This window comes from Tardiphaga sp. GW821-FHT12E02 (assembly GCF_058807155.1).
In genome coordinates, this window is sequence record NZ_JBXAQK010000001.1 from 4,142,466 (window position 1) to 4,157,680 (window position 15,215).

Annotated in this window: 17 protein-coding genes; 9 read left to right on the forward strand and 8 right to left on the reverse strand. The window is 61.3% G+C overall.

The features are described 5' to 3' along the window. Window positions 1–191: 191 nt before the first annotated feature. Together wrbA and AC1RQ5_RS19625 are read right to left on the reverse strand one after the other, a co-directional pair. Window positions 192–827 (reverse strand): NAD(P)H:quinone oxidoreductase, encoded by a 636-nt coding sequence (gene wrbA, locus AC1RQ5_RS19620; protein WP_398479143.1) that lies wholly within the window; start codon window positions 825–827, stop codon window positions 192–194. Window positions 828–857: 30 nt separating this feature from the next. Next, window positions 858–2,513: an FAD-dependent monooxygenase gene (locus tag AC1RQ5_RS19625; protein WP_493201142.1), complete on the reverse strand. Its 1,656-nt coding sequence runs from the start codon at window positions 2,511–2,513 to the stop codon at window positions 858–860. 215 nt (window positions 2,514–2,728) lie between these two features. Here AC1RQ5_RS19625 and AC1RQ5_RS19630 point away from each other — a divergent pair, with 215 nt between their 5' ends. Further along, window positions 2,729–3,706 (forward strand): helix-turn-helix domain-containing protein, encoded by a 978-nt coding sequence (locus AC1RQ5_RS19630; RefSeq protein WP_493201143.1) that lies wholly within the window; start codon window positions 2,729–2,731, stop codon window positions 3,704–3,706. 6 nt (window positions 3,707–3,712) lie between these two features. Here the strand turns inward: AC1RQ5_RS19630 and AC1RQ5_RS19635 are convergent, their stop codons facing one another. After that, window positions 3,713–4,078 carry a response regulator gene (locus tag AC1RQ5_RS19635; RefSeq protein WP_398479149.1) on the reverse strand — a complete coding sequence of 122 codons (366 nt, stop codon included), beginning with the start codon at window positions 4,076–4,078 and terminating at the stop codon, window positions 3,713–3,715. A gap of 2 nt (window positions 4,079–4,080) precedes the next feature. Next, window positions 4,081–5,559, reverse strand: coding sequence for an RAD55 family ATPase (locus AC1RQ5_RS19640; RefSeq protein WP_398479151.1), 1,479 nt, complete (start codon window positions 5,557–5,559; stop codon window positions 4,081–4,083). 189 nt (window positions 5,560–5,748) lie between these two features. Between AC1RQ5_RS19640 and AC1RQ5_RS19645 the strand changes: the two genes are divergently transcribed. Beyond that, window positions 5,749–5,985 carry a hypothetical protein gene (locus tag AC1RQ5_RS19645; protein ID WP_493201145.1) on the forward strand — a complete coding sequence of 79 codons (237 nt, stop codon included), beginning with the start codon at window positions 5,749–5,751 and terminating at the stop codon, window positions 5,983–5,985. Between the two features lie 9 nt (window positions 5,986–5,994). Here AC1RQ5_RS19645 and AC1RQ5_RS19650 read toward each other — a convergent pair whose 3' ends face one another. Beyond that, a complete protein-coding gene (locus AC1RQ5_RS19650; RefSeq protein WP_493201146.1) occupies window positions 5,995–6,705 on the reverse strand; it encodes a formyltransferase family protein in 711 nt (236 codons plus the stop codon). A 174-nt stretch (window positions 6,706–6,879) separates the two neighbouring features. Between AC1RQ5_RS19650 and AC1RQ5_RS19655 the strand changes: the two genes are divergently transcribed. From AC1RQ5_RS19655 to AC1RQ5_RS19670, 4 genes are all read left to right on the forward strand, one after another. Then, window positions 6,880–7,344 (forward strand): hypothetical protein, encoded by a 465-nt coding sequence (locus tag AC1RQ5_RS19655; protein ID WP_493201147.1) that lies wholly within the window; start codon window positions 6,880–6,882, stop codon window positions 7,342–7,344. Window positions 7,345–7,502: 158 nt separating this feature from the next. Then, the gene (locus AC1RQ5_RS19660; RefSeq protein WP_493201149.1) at window positions 7,503–8,510 is read left to right on the forward strand and encodes an alpha/beta fold hydrolase; all 1,008 of its coding nucleotides are present in this window, start codon (window positions 7,503–7,505) and stop codon (window positions 8,508–8,510) included. 182 nt (window positions 8,511–8,692) lie between these two features. Continuing rightward, entirely contained in the window at window positions 8,693–8,950 is a 258-nt protein-coding gene (locus tag AC1RQ5_RS19665; protein ID WP_398479159.1) for a GCG_CRPN prefix-to-repeats domain-containing protein, read from the forward strand. Window positions 8,951–9,066: 116 nt separating this feature from the next. Next, window positions 9,067–10,317, forward strand: a complete 1,251-nt coding sequence (locus tag AC1RQ5_RS19670; protein ID WP_493203488.1) for a glycerophosphodiester phosphodiesterase family protein — start codon at window positions 9,067–9,069, stop codon at window positions 10,315–10,317. Window positions 10,318–10,414: 97 nt separating this feature from the next. On the opposite strand, the gene AC1RQ5_RS19675 is transcribed toward AC1RQ5_RS19670, so the two are convergent. Both AC1RQ5_RS19675 and AC1RQ5_RS19680 read right to left on the reverse strand, forming a co-directional pair. Then, on the reverse strand, window positions 10,415–11,047 hold the full coding sequence (locus AC1RQ5_RS19675; protein WP_398479163.1) for a trimeric intracellular cation channel family protein: 633 nt from the start codon (window positions 11,045–11,047) through the stop codon (window positions 10,415–10,417). 879 nt (window positions 11,048–11,926) lie between these two features. Continuing rightward, window positions 11,927–12,244, reverse strand: coding sequence for a twin-arginine translocation (Tat) (locus AC1RQ5_RS19680; RefSeq protein ID WP_493201152.1), 318 nt, complete (start codon window positions 12,242–12,244; stop codon window positions 11,927–11,929). Window positions 12,245–12,393: 149 nt separating this feature from the next. On the opposite strand from AC1RQ5_RS19680, the gene AC1RQ5_RS19685 reads away from it, so the two are divergent. Next, window positions 12,394–12,678: a type II toxin-antitoxin system RelE/ParE family toxin gene (locus tag AC1RQ5_RS19685; RefSeq protein WP_493201154.1), complete on the forward strand. Its 285-nt coding sequence runs from the start codon at window positions 12,394–12,396 to the stop codon at window positions 12,676–12,678. Window positions 12,679–12,691: 13 nt separating this feature from the next. After that, the gene (locus AC1RQ5_RS19690) at window positions 12,692–12,994 is read left to right on the forward strand and encodes a HigA family addiction module antitoxin (protein ID WP_493201156.1); all 303 of its coding nucleotides are present in this window, start codon (window positions 12,692–12,694) and stop codon (window positions 12,992–12,994) included. Between the two features lie 48 nt (window positions 12,995–13,042). On the opposite strand, the gene AC1RQ5_RS19695 is transcribed toward AC1RQ5_RS19690, so the two are convergent. After that, a complete protein-coding gene (locus AC1RQ5_RS19695) occupies window positions 13,043–14,575 on the reverse strand; it encodes an acyl-CoA carboxylase subunit beta (protein ID WP_493201158.1) in 1,533 nt (510 codons plus the stop codon). Window positions 14,576–14,751: 176 nt separating this feature from the next. On the opposite strand from AC1RQ5_RS19695, the gene AC1RQ5_RS19700 reads away from it, so the two are divergent. Beyond that, complete coding sequence (locus AC1RQ5_RS19700; RefSeq protein WP_493201160.1) at window positions 14,752–15,213, forward strand: DUF4260 domain-containing protein; 462 nt, start codon at window positions 14,752–14,754, stop codon at window positions 15,211–15,213. Window positions 15,214–15,215: the final 2 nt, after the last annotated feature.

Below are 15,215 nucleotides of genomic sequence, written 5' to 3' on the forward strand. Positions count from 1 at the left end.
GCGGCTGGGCCAAGATCCGCCACGTTATGTCGCTGCAGGCAGTCGCGGCGAAATGAGATGCCAGCGCCAGTGCGCTGCAGCAAAATTGCCAGGGTACCTTAGTGGGAATATCCCGGTTCACTGGGGCCGAATGACAACTCTATGCCGGGCAGGTTTAACCAACCCGGCACAGGTCCGATAGCTTCAATGCATCAGGCCTTGCGCCAATGACTGCCGTTGAGCCTGTTGGCGATGTCCGCAACATGCATGCCCTGAAAGCGGGCGATGGCGAGTTCGTTCTTGCTGGGCTGGCGAGCACCATTGCCGCCGGTCAACGTCGAGGCTCCGTAAGGGCTACCGCCCGAAATCTCGTCCATCTCGACCAATCGCTGCTCGGTGTAAGGAACGCCGACGATCACCATGCCGTGGTGAAGCAAAGTGGTATGAAAGCTCGTGATCGTGGTTTCATGTCCTCCGTGCTGAGACGCCGTGCTGGTGAATACGCTACCGACCTTCCCGACCAGGGAGCCGCTCGCCCATAGCGGCCCGGTCTGATCGAGGAAATTGCGCATCTGCGCGCACATATTTCCGAACCGGGTCGGCGTGCCGAAGATGATCGCATCAGCTTCCGCAAGCTTGCCGGGCTCGGCGACTGGCACTGTTGCGAAAGCTGCACGCGTCTCGCGCGCGCCGCTGAGCAGCAGGACGTCATCAGGAACAAGCTCCGGCACCTGCAGGAGGGTGACTTCGGTGCCTTCGATGGCCCCTGCGCCGGCGGCGACGGCCTCGGCCATTTTATGCATGTGTCCATACATACTGTAGAATACGACGTGAATGCGTGTCGGCATGGTAGATCTCCGATTGATCGACGAAAGGTGTCAGCGGCAGAGGACGCGCGTGAGCGCGCCTGACAGCGATGCTGCCGCATCCGGCATGAAGGCCTTCTGACGCCACGCCACGTAGCCGTCCGGACGTACCAGCACGGCCCCGGATGGCTCGATCCCGTAGGCCACCGGAAAGGCTGGCGTGAAGAGCGACGAAATCTTCTCGCGATACGGCGGCAGATCCGTCAGCTTTTCTCCTGACCCCGGACTACCCACCACATGCGCCCTGATCGCCACGCCGGTTTGCTCGCTCGCTTGGCGGGCGGCTCCGATCCAGCCCTCGCCGGCTTCGCCTGCCATCAGCACGAATTCACCGTGATACAGATCCAGCGAGGAGATCTTGACATCACCTTGGCGCAGCATGATGTGCGGTGCGCGCGTGCCAGGAAGGGCGTACGATTTTCGGGGATCGATATCAACGATCTGATCGTCGATTGCGTCCGGATCCGGAACGACCGCATCGGAACGATAGCGGTTGAACTCGATATGTATGTCGGGAATGGCTTTCTTCATTCCGTCCGTCCCGAGATCCGGATCTGAACGCGTGACATAGCGATTATACGCCTGCTCGATCGCCTGCCGACCGGCCGGCTGTCGCTCGGAGTCGTAACTATCAATGAGGCGGGGCCCCGCTGCACCTCGTGTGACGAAAGCGAGTTTCCATGCGAGATTATGTGCGTCCTGTATGCCGGTATTACCGCCATAGCCGCCGGTTGGCGTCATCGTGTGCGCAGCGTCCCCTGCGATCAGGATACGACCGTGCTGGAACGTCTCGGCAGCCCGGCAAACGGCCACCCACTTGGCAACGTCCTCGACCTTCACATCGAGATCAGCCTCGCCAACAGCCGCTCGGACGAGCTGCGCAGCCTTTTCAATGGTTATGCCGTCCGCCGTCCGGCGCGCTGCGGGGTCCTTGATATCACCCGTGGTGAAGACGACCAGGAATCCGCCCAATCCTGTCTTCTCCAGGCGGAAAAAGCCTCTGACCTCCGGGTTATTGACGTAGATAACACCGAGATTGCGTCCGCGAAGTGCGCGTGAACAATCCGCGCGAAAATAGATCGTGACGCTGTGGCTCATGATTGGGTGCCCCTGCATCGCGATACCGAGCTTTTCGCGTACGGGGCTGCGATTTCCGTCGCAGGCCACCATGTATTTTGCGCGGATACTTTCTTCCTTCAAGCTGTCGACGTCCCGGACGACGGCGGTTACGCCATCGTCATCCTGCTCGAATGATACGAGTTCAGTGCTGTAGCGAAACTGGGATCCAAGCTCGACCGCCCGGCGTTGGATGATTGGCTCAAGCACCTGCTGCGGCATGAAGAGCCGACGCGCCGGGCTTATGTCCGCGATGCCTTGATTGATGTCCGGAATGTAGTTGGCGATCTCTCGTCCGGCCAGCGTCTCGACCGCGTTCATGCCGCCATTCGGGTCATACATCGCATGCGCGGCTGCAATAACCTGCTCATCGATTCCGGCGACGCGCATCATTTCGAGGGTGCGGAGCTGAAAAAATCCAGCCCGTGGATGAATTGCCGTTCCTCGATGCTTCTCAATCGAGAGACACGGCACACCATGCGTCCCGAGAAACATCGACGTCGCCAGACCAACCAGACTTCCACCGATAACAAGTACTTCCGGCTCGCTCATGATCCATCCTTGATTCAGGCCGGCATGCATTCCGATCGGTCAGTTCAATACCCGATCATCTGCACAACGGCGGTTGCTCAACGAACCGGCGCACGAATGCTTTATGTGCAGGTCCAGTCGATTTCTTGCGCAGTTTTCGCGCTGATGATCGTTGTCGTCTTCCAGATTTCCGAGCTAGTTTTCCAGAATTACGAGATTGCGGTGGAAGGTTTCCGATGAACGCCGTGAGCCCGCCCCTCGGCGGCAATTTTGTCTCGCCGTTTCGTGCCAGCGAGACGCACTCAATAGAACTCGATGCTGGCAGCAAGGTCTTATCGACAAGCGACGGCCTTGGCTGGAAGGATATCCATGCTTCGGTGACGTCCGAACGGCGCTGGCAGGGCTCTCTGGCCCCGATCGATCATATCTGCTTCGCTTACTGCTTGAGGCAATCTGCCAGGATCGAACGGCGCATTGCTGGAGAGACAAAGATCTCCACGCTCGCGCTTCGTCCGCGTCAGTTCGGTATATTGCCCACGCGCATGGCCTCGAGCTTCCGGCTGACCGGCACGGCCGACATCATGATGGTCTATCTACGTGGATCGCTTGTCGAACGCGCCGCTGAGCAGATCTATAGTATGCAGGCGAGAGAACTCGACATGTTGCCCAAGGTCGGCTTCGTCGATCCGCTGCTTGAGCAAGTCAGCATGGAGATCGTCGCTGCGCTGGAACGGCGCAATGCGGATCTCGACTGCCCCTATGTTGATGACCTTGCGAAAACAGCGGCGTCCCACTTGCTGCGCCATCACACCGTTCGCCAGAGTGCCGAGACGCCTGCAGTATTGGCCGCCCAGACCGGCCACGGAGCGGCGCTTACGCGTGTGCGCATGCATATCGAAAATAATTTATCGGACGATCTCGGTCTACCGATCCTGGCGCAGATAGCCGGCCTCGGTACGGCAAGCTTTGCCCATGCCTTCGTGGCGGCCCATGGCGAGACGCCACATCAATATGTCATCAGGCGACGCATAGAATGCGCGAAGCGGCTTCTGATCTCCACGAACGACTCGATCGCCAGAATAGCTTTCCAGGCTGGTTTCTCGAGCCAGAGCCATTTGTCAGACATGTTCAGACGCTTCAGCGGTACAACGCCGCGTGCATACCGAGATGCAGCGAAGACGCAGGCTTGGGGAACACAGATTAGCCGAGATTAGCTTCTGCTACCTCTGGTCCGGAAAAATCTCGCCAATAATCTTCAGGAGATCCGCCTCGCGAAACGGTTTTCGCAGATACGCCCGGAAACGCCCGGCGCGGTCGCGGACGACGTTTTCCAGCAGCGAGGTCATGACCACCACCGGAATGTCACGCAATCGCTCCTCCGCGCGCATCGCGGTGATCAGCCCTGCCCCGTCGACAAACGGCATCATGAAATCGGTGAGCACGAGATCCGGCGTCTCGCGATGCAGGATGTCGAGCGCCTCGCGGCCATTGCCGGCGACCAGCACATTGAAGGCGCTCTCGCTGAGCAGCACTTCCAGCCAGTCGGCGATCGCCCATTCGTCCTCGACAATCAGGACAGTCCGCACCGCTAATCTCCAGTCAATTTGAGGTCCGCGGCCGGCGTCGGCTGCGATCCCTGACTGGAAATATCGCGAAGAATGCGTTCGGCCCGCTCGTGGTTCTCATCAAGAACGATGCCGCCATCGTGAATTTCAAAGCGGCGCATCCGCATATCGGTCCGACGGTCGCGTGATTTCAAGATCGTCATCAGGCGATGGTTTTCCGAACGCAGGGCTGCGAGATGCAGCGCGATGATATTCTCGGCAACAGCGGACAGACCGGTCTGGTTCACACCCTTGAGCGGCTGCCCGGGTGTCATGCCGGCATGGTCGGTTTCCGCCGTTGCCAGAGTCGTAACACCGAGCGCGCGCAACTCGTTGCACAGCGCCGACAAAAAAGAACCCATGCGGGTCTTCTCGTCGGTGAGCTTCGAAAAGCCTTCGATGCCGTCGATGACCAGACGGCGAACACCGGTCTGCCGGATCGTGCCGAGCAATTCCGTCGCCACCTCGTCCAGCACCGCTTCGGTCTGCGGGCGCCACATCAGGCTGATATTGTCGGGCAGCGCGAGCTTGAGGCTCTTGGCCTTCACCCGCAGCGCCATCGGATTTTCGTGGAAGCCGAAGAACAGCGCCTTCTCTTCCGCCGGACCACCGGTGAGGAACTGCAGGCCCGCGGTCGTCTTGCCGGAGCCCGACGGCCCCAGCACCACCGTCACCGAATGCGTGTCGATGCCGCCGCCGAACATCTTGTCGATGCCGGGAATGCCGATCGGCACCATGGGTCCATCGGCGCTGTCCCAGACGCTCGGCGTCTCCAGCAGTGCCTCGATGCGGGGATAGATGGCGTGGCCGTCATCGGTGATGCGATAGGCATGCTTGCCGCCCATGAACCAGCCGCCGCGCAATTTGTGGATCTGGATCGAACGCTCCGAGCGCCGGCCATGGAGCTGCGACTGCAGCTCGATCAGCCCGTCCACCATCGTGTGCTCCGGTGGATGCGCATCGGCATCGAAGGCGCTGGTGAGCAGGAACATGGTGCAATTGCTGAACCCCGCCTGGGTCTGCAGCTCATGGATGAACTTCTTCAGTTCGAGCTCGGTCCGCGCCTTCTCATGCACCGTGATCAGGCCGTCGAGCACCAGGATGCTGGCCTTGCGGGTGCGCACCTCGCGGCGGACGACATCCAGCAGCCCGCGCAGCCCGTCATCCTCCAGCGTCTTGAAGGCGCCGACATAGGACATCCGGTCCGGCACCGCGTCTTCGTCAAAGAAGTTCAGCCGCCGCATATGCCCGATCATGCGGGCATGGCTTTCCGCCAGCAGCGTGATGTACAGCGCGTTACGGCCCTGCGCCGCCTGCGCGAAGCAGATCTGGTTGCCGAGAATCGTCTTTCCGGCGCCGGGCGCGCCCTGAATGATGTAGATGCCGCCGTCGAAAACGCCCCCACCCAGAATCGTATCCAGACCAGCGATGCCGGTCGCGACCCGGCCGTTATCAGCACTCATCCCACTACTGCCCCTGAAGCGTCACCTAGAACGGTGAGATGCTGAAACGCGCCGGGATGCAATCGGTTCCGCGGGTTTTGCAGAAATATTTCGAAGAACGACGACGACATTCGTGAGCGCACGGAAAACGCGGAACATCCGGGCGGCATCGACCATTGGACCCCGGTAGCAGCTGACGAGGAGAATGGAATGACCCAGCTTTCCAATATCCAGATGGCACAGGCCGGCTTCGCCAACCGCAAGGCAGACGCGCATCCGGACAAGTATCATCCCCGCTGCGGCGATGAGCATAGTCACAAGCCGACCAAGGCCGTGATCGGGATCGCCCTGCTGATCGTACTGAGTTTTCTGCTTTACGGAATCACAGGCCACGCGAGCGAGCCGACAGCGCACCACGCCTCGCCATCGACGTCGATTTCTCGATAGGCGAGAAAATCAGGCCCCGACTTTGGCGGGGCTTGCTGCTTCGTCATGCTCGGCCGCGGGCACCACCACCCGAAACTGGAAGCCGTGCAGGTCGATGGAGGGCACGATGCCGAAATGGTCGGTGCCGAACACCTCGACCCGACGTTTCAGCTCGTCCGGCGCGATCGTCAGCGGGATGTCGCAAATACGCTCATAGGCCGCACGCGTCTGCCGGTTGCTGCCCCAACGCATGGCGCGCTCGATCAGCGGCTCCGACTGGGTCGCGAGCACGCGGGCCATGCGCCAGAACATCTGCACCAGCCGCGTATAGGTCATCTCTTCGAGACCGCCGACGCTGATGACCGGCGGAATGGCGAACACCTCGACCTCCACGATCGGCCCGGCATCGACGCGCTCGATCATGCGATGCATGGTGCAGCCGAAATCCTGCGCGCGCTCATACAGCGCGAAATGCGCCGGCGCCCAGCCCGGAAAATTCGGCGGCCCCGGATGAAAATTATAGGCGCCATAGCCGAGCTGATCGAGCACCGCTCCGGGCACGATCACGTCGGTGGTGAAGGAGATTAGCCGCGCGCGACGCAGCCAGTCGGGCTCGATCGCCGCAAGGTCTGCCGCGGTGAACACCGGCACCACATGGAGATGCGGATTATGGCCGCGCAGAAGCGTCGTGAAGACGGAATGCTCGGAGGGGCCTGTGAGAAGAATGATAGTGTCAAACATGTCAGGCGCCACGGCTACGAATCAAGTTTCGCCAGAGTCGCAGCCCGGTCTTAACAACTGATGACCGCGCGACAGCAGCGCCGCACAGCAGCAAATGCGCGACCTTGCGATTGTGACAAAGATCGGAACATGCGCCCGCCCCGGCGGTTATTTCCTCGCACAGGAGGAATCGACATGGCGAATTTTGAAAACCCAAACGATCCCCAGCGCCCAGTTCAGGACACTGCGGATACACGCAACACCACCCGTTTCGATAGCGAATTGCAGGCAGACCCGGAACTGCAGGAAGGCCCTGCATCGGGCGGCCGCATGCTGGCCTATGGTGCCGCAGCGCTGGTGATCTTGGGCGTCGTATTCTATGGCCTGAACAGCGGATCGATGAACCCAAACGACGCGACCAAGACAGCGTCGCAATCGACTCCGACCACTCAGGACAGCGCGCCGAAGGCGCCTGCACCCACCAACAATATCGCGGACTCCAACACCAAGCCGCCGGTGGCGCCCGGTGTGCGCGACGTGACACCGACCAAGGATAATTCGGGCGTGACGACGGGCTCGGCGCCCGTCCGCTCGCAGGGCCCGCAATCCGGCCCGACCGGAACCGAGGTCGACAGCTCGAAGGGCGGCGCAGCAAAATAGTGCTTGCGCATGGGCAGGCAAAGCAGCGGGCATCATGACGCCCGCTGTTTTGCCGTGCCTGCTCGCGGCTGATCGGCAAATCGTGATGGCGATGTGATTTTACTTCGAGAGTGGCATCGACCAGACCGTCACCACGCGTCGTCGAACCGGATCTGATAATGAAACCTCTGCTGCTGCTCGCATCGCTCGCCATCTTGTCTTTGACACCGCATGATGCGGCATCTGCGGCGGAGCGCCAGCCCTATGGCATCGGCCTCGAAGGCTTTCAGTATCCCTACCCCGTCCAGATGCTGCCGTTGACGAATGACGGCGAGCAGTTGCGCATGGCCTATATGGATGTGCCATCTGCCAAGCCGAACGGCCGCACCGTGGTCCTGCTGCATGGACGCAATTTTCCGTCGAGCTATTGGGCGCCCGTGATCCGGACGCTGAACGATGCGGGCTACCGCGTCGTGGTGCCGGATCAGATCGGCTTCGGCAAATCATCTAAACCAGCGGGCGAACTGCATTTCGACACCCTCGCCCGCAACACCATCGCCTTGATGGATCATCTCAACATCGCCAGGTTCGACGTCGTCGCGCATTCGCTCGGCGGCATGCTGAGTGTCCGCATCGCCCGCGCTTATCCCGACCGCATCGATCACTTGCTGCTGGCAGCACCGATCGGCCTCGAAGACTATCGTCTTTACGTGCCGCCGACCCCGACCGAGAAGATTATTGAGACCGAGGACAAGCTGACGCCCGAGGGCTATCGCAAACAGCTTGAGACGAACTATGCGCTCAAACTCCCGCCCGAGCAGGTGACGCCGTTCATCGACGCCCGCTTCAACATCAAGGGCGCTTCTGATTATCCGCGCTGGCTGCGCGCCTTCGTCAGTTCGGCACAGATGATCTATCGCGAGCCCGTGGCGCATGAGATCCCGCTGATCGGCCTGCCGACCTTGTTTATCATGGGCGCCGACGATCACAACGCGCCCGGCAAACCCAACGCGCCGGAAGCCCTGCGGCCCAAAATGGGCCAGAATGCCGATCTGGCCAAAGCCTTGGCGGCAAAGATGCCGAAGGCGACAGCCGAAGTGCTACCCAATGCCGGACATCTGGTCTTCCTGGATGCTCCCGCCAAATTCAACGAGCTGATGCTGGGCTTTCTCGCCACCAGGCCGTGACATCCGCCAGCCTCGCACAAGCCCCGGCGAAATATTCATCTCCCGTTCAGATGGAATCGCGTGATTTCGCATCGTGAAGCGACGATCTGCCGCAACATTTTCGCCATGCCGGCGTTAGGTCGCGGGGACGCGATGTCACCATTCTCGGCGCCGCATCGCGGCACCATCCATGGGAGAAGACGATGAAAAAGATTTTTGCAGCGGCTTTGTTCGCAGCCACCGTCGCCGGCTTCGGCGCCGCCAATGCCGCAATGCCAATAGCGCCCCTCAGCGCTGCCGACACCGCTGAGGTGATTCAGGTGGCTCAGGGCTGCGGTCCCGGCTATGCCCGCGGTCCGCGCGGCTTCTGCCGTCCGATGCGCATGGGCCCGCCGCCCGGCCGCTTCTGCCCGCCCGGCATGTTCCGCAATCCCTATGGCCGCTGCATCCGCCGCTGGTGATCGCGCATAATACCAACGAAGAAGAACCCCGCCTCGTGCGGGGTTTTTTGTTGCCCGCAAAGCGCTTGCAACGACGTCACGAAGACATGTCACAGTGACCGTTCATTGCCATGGAGATTGTCGTGCCGCGCGCCCTGCTTCACCTTTTCGCAATAGGCTTGTCCGGCCTCTCCATCACAGCAGCCGTGGCCCAGACACTGCCATTACCGACCGAACCGCAACTCGGGCCGCGCCCCTTCTATCTCGCCGACACCATGAAGGACGGCGCTTTGAAGACGCGCCTCAGCACCTGCACCGGCCCGTTTCGCAAGAGCGATTTCTCCATCGCCCATCGCGGTGCGCCGCTGCAATTTCCCGAGCACAGCCGGGAATCCTATCTCGCCGCCGCGCGCATGGGCGCCGGCGTGATCGAATGCGATGTCACCTTCACCAGGGATCGTCAGCTCGTCTGCCGGCATTCGCAATGCGACCTGCACACCACGACCAATATTTTGTCGGTGCCGGCGCTGGCCGCCAAATGCACGCAGCCCTTCAGCCCTGCCGATCCCGCCACCAGCAAGAAGGCCTCCGCAAAATGCTGCACCAGTGACATCACGCTGGCCGAGTTCAAGACGCTGCGCGCGAAGATGGACGCCGCCGATCCATCGGCGACCACCGTGGCCGACTACCAGAACGGCACGCCGCGCTGGCGCACCGATCTGTATGCCAGCCCCGGCACGCTGATGACCCATGCCGAGAGCATCGCCCTGATCAAGAGCCTCGGCGCCAAATTCACGCCGGAGCTGAAGGCGCCGGAAGTCCCGATGCCGTTCGATGGCGACTACACGCAGGAAAAGTACGCGACCCAGATGCTCGACGAGTATCGCGCGGCCGGCATTCCAGCCAGCGACGTATTCCCACAAAGCTTTGATCTCAACGACATCAAGTTGTGGCTCCGCACCACGCCGGACTTCGGCAAGCAAGCCGTCTTCCTCGACGGACGCTACGCGGCGCCCGGCTTCGATCACCTGCGGCCGGAAACATGGAGGCCCTCCATGCCGGAGCTGAAAGCCATGGGACTGCCGATCCTGGCGCCGCCGATCTATATGCTGCTGACGCTCGACGGCAGCGGCCGCATCGTGCCCTCGCCCTATGCGCGCACAGCGCGTGAAGCGGGCCTCGATTTGATCGCCTGGTCGCTGGAGCGTGACGGACCGCTTGCCAATGGCGGCGCCTTCTTCCATCGCTCCATCAAACCAGCCATTGACCGCGACGGCGACACGCTGACGGTGCTCGATGTGCTGGCCAGGGATGTCGGCGTGCGCGGCGTGTTCTCCGACTGGCCGGCGACGACGACCTTCTATGCCAGCTGCATGGGGCTGCAATAAGCGTAGGGCGGATGAGCACAGCGTCATCCGCCGGCCGAATTCGTTTGGCGAAGAACCGCGGATGATGCCTTCGGCTCATCCGCCCGACACATCCCCTCTACTTCGCGTCGCTGTCATAGATGAATTTCGGCATTTCCCATTTCATCCGGATCGCGAGCAAACGGAATGTGAGGCCGACACCGAATGCCACCGCGATCACGATATCCGGGCTCAGCCCGTAGGTGATGCCGCCGATATAGAGCAGCCCGGTGACGATCGACACGCTGGCATAGAGCTCGGCGCGAAACAGCAGCGGCACATCATTGCACAGCACATCGCGGATCACGCCACCGACACAGCCTGTGATCATCCCCGCGACGACAACGATCAGGAATGGCTGGTTCATGCTCATGGCGACATTGGCGCCCATGATCGTGAATACCACGAGGCCGATGGCATCGAGCAGCAGGAAGATCGTGTGGAAGCGATGCACGAATTGCGCGAGGCCGATGGTGGCGAGCGCCGCCCCGCCCGTCAGCAGCAGCAGATACGGGCTCTTCACCCACCATAGCGGATAGTGCCCGAGCAGCATGTCACGCACCGAACCGCCACCAAGCGCGGTGATGCAGCCGAGCATGGCGACGCCAAGCCAGTCCATCTTCCGCCGTCCGGCGGCCAACGCCGCCGTCATCGCTTCAGCAACCAGCGCAATCATTGCAAGGGGAAACAGCAGGGCTTCGGTATGGGGCATGAATCAGCAGCGTTTGAGGACGCTGCTGTCTAGCATGGATCCGCGGATCGTCGTTGCGCGTGGCTGTAGGATGGGTTGAGCGTCAGCGATACCCATCACCGCATGCGCCGGCGGTGATGGGTATCGCTGCGGCGCTCTTCGCCTCCACTCAACCCATCCTACGACTCAACCCCATTCGCTTGCACACCGCGCAAGATTGAACGGGCGCAACCATCATCGCCCCCTTGACATAATTCCTAAAGGATAATATACCCCTCCTTGTCCTGTTCACGAGGGGCGCTTCTCGAGGGCGTCTTGAGCGGTGGGGCAGGATACGGAGCCCGCGGCCTGCCTCGCAAGCAGGACTCGGGAGGCCGGGGGTCACCGTCCGCCCCCATTAAGAGGGGCTGCCGATAGTTCGGCTGAGACGGCACAGGCGAACGGCGGAGAAATCCGTCGGGATCAGCGAAACCGAAACCTGCTACGGCAGCGAGTAAGGGACGCGCCGGTGCATAAAAAGAATGGTCCTCCAGCCAAAAGTCCCGTGATGGCGCGCCGAGAGGCGTTGCGATGGGCGGAGGCTGACGTTTCAGCCCGAGCACATCGCATGGACTACCCAAATTGCGCTTCTTGGCGCGTCATTCCCCTCTCCTGTCGAGGGGGAAACCAGGGACCTCCACCTCGCGCCGCGGACGCGACAAGGACGGCGCGTGCGCGCAAGAAATTTCACGGACGTGGCTGTTTGACATGGTGAGATGGACAAGCGGCAAAGCTCGGTCCCGTAGGATGGGTTAAGCGCAGGCGCGCCAGCGCCGAAGCGAAAACCCATCGGCAGAGCTTGCCACATCGTTCGGCCGATGGGTTTTCGCGAAGACGCTCAACCCATCCTACGATCTTGCACTACCAATATCGGCGACGCCAGACACGACGGCGCCAGACGCGGCGGCGACGCCAGGCCCGCGGGCGCCAGTAGCGGCGACGCCATGCACGCCTGCGCCAGCCGTAGCGCCGGCGACGCCATTGCACCTGCTCCGGCTGCAGGCGATTCACATCGTCCTGCGTCGCCACCGCGGGCTGCGGCTCGTTATCCTGCTTGCGATCACCAGCCGGTCCGACAGGCGGCAGTGGTGCGGCCTCTGCGGTGGCAAGCGTCTTCGCAACCAGCATACCGCTCGCAGCGAAAGCCAGCCCGAGCTTCAGAAAATGACGGCGTTCCATCGCGATCCCTCCCTGAGACGTGTGAGGGAGAGCTTTGCGCCAGTCCGATGAATGCGGGCTGAATGAGATTCGATCAGGGTCAATCACATATGCCAGGAACTTGACTTGGTATCACAGCGTGATACATTCTGGATTATGAGGGTCGGTCTATGATCCGGAGCTTCAAGGGTAGGTTTGCAGAAGCCGTTTTGGCGGAAAGACGCGCTCCGAAAGGATTCCCTGCGGATCTGCTGGACGTTACACGGCGAAAGCTCGTGCAATTGAATGCCGCAGCGGCTCTCGTTGACCTTCGTATTCCACCCGGCAACCGCCTCGAAGCACTTCGCGGTGACCTAGTCGGCTACCACTCGATCCGCATCAACGATCAGTGGCGGATTATCTTTCGATGGGACAATGGTTCGGCGTCGGACGTCGAGATCATCGACTATCATTGAAGCGGAGGCGATCATGGCGCGCAAACTTGCACCCGTTCATCCTGGAGAAATCCTCCGAGAGGAATTCCTGGGCCCGATGCAGCTGTCTGCCTACGCTGTCGCCGCTGCCTGCGGCGTGCCGCGCACACGGATAGAACGACTCGCGCGCGAAGAAACACCGGTGACTGCGGACACAGCTCTGCGCCTCGCCCGATATTTCGGCACAACGCCAAACTTCTGGATGAACTTGCAAGCTCAGCACGATCTTGAACAGGCCGAAGATGAAAGCGCCGAAGATCTAAAACGGATCAAGCCTGCGAAAAACAAAGCGGCGTGATCGACCGAGATCGACCACGCCGCACATTGGTCACAAGCGCCAATATCTCTACAACGGCATATTGTCGTGCTTCTTCATCGGCACTTCGACATGCTTGTCCTTCAGCATCGCCAGCGCACGCGCGATGCGCTTGCGGGTGGAGTGCGGCATGATCACGTCGTCGATATAGCCGCGCTCGGCCGCCACGAACGGCGACAGGAAACGGTCCTCGTATTCCTTGGTGCGCGCGGCGATCTTCTCGGCATCGCCGATGTCCTGACGGAAGATGATTTCCACCGCGCCCTTGGCGCCCATCACGGCGATCTGCGCGGTCGGCCAGGCATAGTTCATGTCGGCGCCGATTTCCTTCGAGGCCATCACGTCGAACGCGCCGCCATACGCCTTGCGCGTGATGACGGTGACGAGCGGCACGGTGCACTGGCTGTAGGCGAATAGCAGCTTTGCGCCGTGCTTGATGAGGCCGCCATATTCCTGCGCGGTGCCCGGCAAAAAGCCCGGCACGTCCACGAAGGTGACGATCGGAATGTTGAAGGCATCGCAGAAGCGCACGAAGCGCGCGGCTTTTCGCGAGGCATCGCTGTCAAGCACGCCGGCCAGCACCATCGGCTGGTTGGCCACAAAGCCCACCGTCTTGCCGGCAATGCGGCCAAAACCGGTGACGATGTTCTTGGCAAAGGTGTCCGCGAGTTCGAAGAAGTCGCCCTCGTCCACGACCTTCAGGATCAGTTCCTTGATGTCATAGGGCTTGTTCGGATTGTCCGGGATCAACGTATCGAGACTGTCATCGGTGCGTTCGATATCGTCGAAGCTCGGCCATTCCGGTGCGCCCGCCGTGTTGTTCGACGGCAGGAAGTCGATCAGCCGGCGCATCTGCAGCAGCGTCTCGACATCGTTCTCGAACGCGCCGTCGGCGATCGACGACTTGGTGGCATGCACGCTGGCGCCGCCGAGTTCCTCGGCGGTGACAACCTCGTTGGTAACGGTCTTCACCACATCCGGGCCGGTGACGAACATGTAGCTGGTGTTTTTCACCATGAAGATGAAGTCGGTCATGGCCGGCGAATAGACGTCGCCGCCGGCGCATGGGCCCATGATGACGGAGATCTGCGGGATCACGCCGGAGGCCTGCACATTGCGGCGGAACACGTAGGAGTAACCAGCGAGCGCGGCGACGCCTTCCTGGATGCGTGCGCCACCGGCATCATAGAGACCGATGATCGGCGCCCGCGCCTTCATGGCCATGTCCTGAATCTTGGTGATCTTCAGCGCATGGGTCTCCGACAGCGAGCCGCCGAACACGGTAAAATCCTTGGCGAAGACGAAGATCTTGCGGCCGTTGACGGTTCCCCAGCCGGTGACAACACCGTCACCCGGAATTTTGGATTTCTCCATGCCAAATTCCACGGAGCGGTGTTCGACGAACATGTCGAACTCCTCGAAGGATCCCTTGTCCAGCAACAACTCGATGCGCTCGCGGGCGGTCAGCTTGCCCTTGGAGTGCTGCGACTCGATGCGCTTCTCGCCACCGCCGAGTTTGGCGCCGGCGCGGCGCGCTTCGAGGGTATCCAAGATCTCTTTCATGTGCTCCAGCCCGTCAAATTCGCGTGTTTTCGCCCGCTTTGGCGGCGGGGTTTGGACGTCGTTCTAGCATGGGGTTTTCGGGTCTGGAAACGCCCATCCGCATGGCTGGAAAGTGCTGGAAACGCATGGCAACGCGGCCCGCGCTGCCTATATCGGTGTCAGTCAGGGAGGCCGAGATGTCGAATATCACGATCAACGAGAACAGCGGCGCAGCCACCGGCGGCGTGCGGGATTTGCTGCGCTGGGAGGGCGTCGCCCTCTTCATCGGCATGACGCTGTTCTACTGGATTTCGGGCGCGTCCTGGCTGCATTACGCGCTGGGCTTCTTCGTGCCGGATCTTGCTTTGCTGGCCTATCTGGCCGGCCCGCGGATCGGCGCCGGTGTCTACAACGCCACCCACGCCACCATTGGCCCGCTCCTGCTGGTTCTGTTCGGCCTCCTCACCGCCGAGCCACTGCCCGGCGCCTTCGCCATGATCTGGCTGGCCCATATCGGCTTCGACCGCACGCTCGGCTACGGCCTGAAATATGAGACCGGCTTCCGCTTCACTCATCTCGGTCGCATCGGCAAGGACGCGGCAGCAGTCAAGACCGCCGCGACCAATCCAACGACCGATAACCAGATCAAGGCTGCGTGACG

Coding starts and splice junctions, on each gene's coding strand:
- wrbA (WP_398479143.1), bottom strand. CDS start 827: ATGCCGACACGCATTCACGTCGTATTCTACAGTATGTATGGACACATG.
- AC1RQ5_RS19625 (WP_493201142.1), bottom strand. CDS start 2,513: ATGAGCGAGCCGGAAGTACTTGTTATCGGTGGAAGTCTGGTTGGTCTG.
- AC1RQ5_RS19630 (WP_493201143.1), top strand. CDS start 2,729: ATGAACGCCGTGAGCCCGCCCCTCGGCGGCAATTTTGTCTCGCCGTTT.
- AC1RQ5_RS19640 (WP_398479151.1), bottom strand. CDS start 5,559: ATGAGTGCTGATAACGGCCGGGTCGCGACCGGCATCGCTGGTCTGGAT.
- AC1RQ5_RS19645 (WP_493201145.1), top strand. CDS start 5,749: ATGACCCAGCTTTCCAATATCCAGATGGCACAGGCCGGCTTCGCCAAC.
- AC1RQ5_RS19650 (WP_493201146.1), bottom strand. CDS start 6,705: ATGTTTGACACTATCATTCTTCTCACAGGCCCCTCCGAGCATTCCGTC.
- AC1RQ5_RS19655 (WP_493201147.1), top strand. CDS start 6,880: ATGGCGAATTTTGAAAACCCAAACGATCCCCAGCGCCCAGTTCAGGAC.
- AC1RQ5_RS19660 (WP_493201149.1), top strand. CDS start 7,503: ATGAAACCTCTGCTGCTGCTCGCATCGCTCGCCATCTTGTCTTTGACA.
- AC1RQ5_RS19665 (WP_398479159.1), top strand. CDS start 8,693: ATGAAAAAGATTTTTGCAGCGGCTTTGTTCGCAGCCACCGTCGCCGGC.
- AC1RQ5_RS19675 (WP_398479163.1), bottom strand. CDS start 11,047: ATGCCCCATACCGAAGCCCTGCTGTTTCCCCTTGCAATGATTGCGCTG.
- AC1RQ5_RS19680 (WP_493201152.1), bottom strand. CDS start 12,244: ATGGAACGCCGTCATTTTCTGAAGCTCGGGCTGGCTTTCGCTGCGAGC.
- AC1RQ5_RS19685 (WP_493201154.1), top strand. CDS start 12,394: ATGATCCGGAGCTTCAAGGGTAGGTTTGCAGAAGCCGTTTTGGCGGAA.
- AC1RQ5_RS19690 (WP_493201156.1), top strand. CDS start 12,692: ATGGCGCGCAAACTTGCACCCGTTCATCCTGGAGAAATCCTCCGAGAG.
- AC1RQ5_RS19695 (WP_493201158.1), bottom strand. CDS start 14,575: ATGAAAGAGATCTTGGATACCCTCGAAGCGCGCCGCGCCGGCGCCAAA.
- AC1RQ5_RS19700 (WP_493201160.1), top strand. CDS start 14,752: ATGTCGAATATCACGATCAACGAGAACAGCGGCGCAGCCACCGGCGGC.